Annotated in this window: 2 protein-coding genes; one reads left to right on the forward strand and one right to left on the reverse strand. The window is 37.4% G+C overall.

Features of this window, described 5'->3' with window-relative positions; all coding sequences use genetic code 11:
- On the forward strand, positions 1-1,294 hold a 1,294-nt coding region (locus tag HP439_RS18790), incomplete at its 5' end, for an exonuclease domain-containing protein (RefSeq protein WP_172391859.1).
- Here HP439_RS18790 and fbp read toward each other — a convergent pair.
- Positions 1,252-2,284: class 1 fructose-bisphosphatase (gene fbp / locus HP439_RS18795; RefSeq protein ID WP_172391860.1), on the reverse strand; the 1,033-nt coding region annotated here is incomplete at its 5' end. The two genes, HP439_RS18790 and fbp, sit on opposite strands and share 43 nt — an antisense overlap.

Below are 2,284 nucleotides of genomic sequence, written 5' to 3' on the forward strand. Positions count from 1 at the left end.
TATAGTAAATGGCAATAAAATTTTAGATCAGTATCACACCCTCGTTAATCCGCAAATCCCAATTCCATTAGCCATACAATCCTTAACTGGAATTAGTAATAGTATGGTTGAAAATGCACCTGTTTTTAGTGAAATTGCAGAAGATATTTATCACTTTTTACAAGGAAAAGTATTTGTAGCCCATAATGTCAGTTTCGACTATAGCTTTATCCAACGCGAATTAAAAGAAGCCGGATATGAGTGGCAAGCTCTAAAATTATGTACTGTTCGGCTTTCGCGTAAAATATTTCCGGGTTATCCTTCGTACAGCCTAGGTAACATTTGCAAACACTTTGACATAACAATCATTGGCCGACACCGCGCACTAGGTGATGCAAAAGCTACGGTAGAACTTTTCAATCTATTGTATAAAAACGACAAACAAAACTATATATTCGAAAGTCTCCAAAAAAACACAGAACATCGGCTACCAACACATCTATCTCTTAAAGAATTTAATCAGCTACCGGAATCACCTGGCATATATTTATTTTTAAATAAAAAAGGTAAAATTATTTATGTCGGCAAAGCGATTAATATTAAAAAGAGAGTCCTAAGTCATTTTACGGGTACAAACATAACGCTTCGACGACAACAGTTTATCAACGACATTTCCAATATCGATTTTAGTGAGTCTGGAACAGAGCTTATGGCCCTACTTATGGAATGCCAAATGATAAAGAAGCATTGGCCAGTTCACAACAGGGCTTTAAAAAAGTATGAGCCTAAATATGCATTAATCCATTACCTTGATTCTAGAGGTTACGATAGGCTTGCTGTTATCAAAACCCACAGCCATGCTGAAGCGCTTTCTTATTTTGAGACCGTGACTGAAGCTAATCAAAATTTGACCGCTTTATTAAATCAGTTCGATTTATCACCAAACTTGTGTACTTTTTATTCTCCTTCCACCCTAACTAGAGAAGATCGATTGTTAACAGGAGCTAACCTACCTAGTTTTACAGAATATCAATTAAAAATAACGAAGCTTTTTGAATATATTCGAGACTCTAAACAATCCTATCTAATTATCGATCGTGGAAGAAATGAGCACGAAAACAGCTATGTATACTTTAAAGAGGATAAACTATTCGCATTTGGATTTTTCGACAATACGCAACAATGGCAAAACGTTGAAGATATCGTTTCTTATCGTGATAAATGCGTCTCCAACTTCTATATGCAATATATTGTAAAGCAATATGCACAGAATCATCCCAACAAAGTATTCGCACTAACCTCTGAAGAAGCCTGATCGACCTCTTGCTCGAAAAATTCGCACACTTTATTGACCATCTCGTTACTGCCAATTACGATAGGAATTCGCTGATGGAGATGTTGTGGTTTGATATCCAGAATACGTTCAATACCAGTTACGGCTTTACCTCCGGCTTGTTCAATTATGAATGCCATCGGATTACATTCATACAATAGTCTTAGCTTTCCTTGCGGATAGCTTGAAGTTTCCGGATACAGAAAGACTCCGCCGATAACGAGTGTACGATGAATGTCAGCAACCATAGAACCAATATAACGAGAAGTATATGGTCGACCGCTTAACACATCCTCCTGTTGACAATATTTTATATATTGCTTTATATAGTTCGGAAATTTCAAATAATTCCCTTCATTGACAGAGTACGTTTTACCGAATTCGGGTATCTTCATATTTGGATGCGATAAACAAAACTCACCTATTGATGGATCCAAGGTAAATCCATTAACACCCTTCCCCGTCGTATAAACGAGCATTGTCGAGGATCCGTATATTACGTATCCAGCTGCTACCTGCTCCTTTCCGTATTGTAATACTTCATCAGGATGTATAGATGCATCGAGTTCTTTACGTCTATAAATCGAAAAAATTGTCCCCACTGAAACATTGAGATCAATATTGGATGATCCGTCCAAGGGATCAATACATACCAAATATTTACCACGGTTCGCGGAATTTAACTGAGATAAATTTATTCCCTCCTCGTGCTCTTCCGAAGCAATATAGCAGCATTCGCCCCCTCTACTTAAGGCTTCTATAAATTGTTCATCGGCATACACATCGAGTTTTTTTTGATCTTCTCCTTGAATATTCTGTGCACCGTATTCACCTAACAGGTCAGCCAATCCCGCTTTGTTAACCTCGCGATTAATTATTTTCGCCGCAATACCAATATCGCGCAATAATCGTGACAACTCCCCTTTTGCATAGGGAAAATCTGCTTGTTTTTCAATAATGAACTGTCCTAGT

This window comes from Sphingobacterium shayense (assembly GCF_013179575.1).
Lineage (GTDB): Bacteria > Bacteroidota > Bacteroidia > Sphingobacteriales > Sphingobacteriaceae > Sphingobacterium > Sphingobacterium shayense.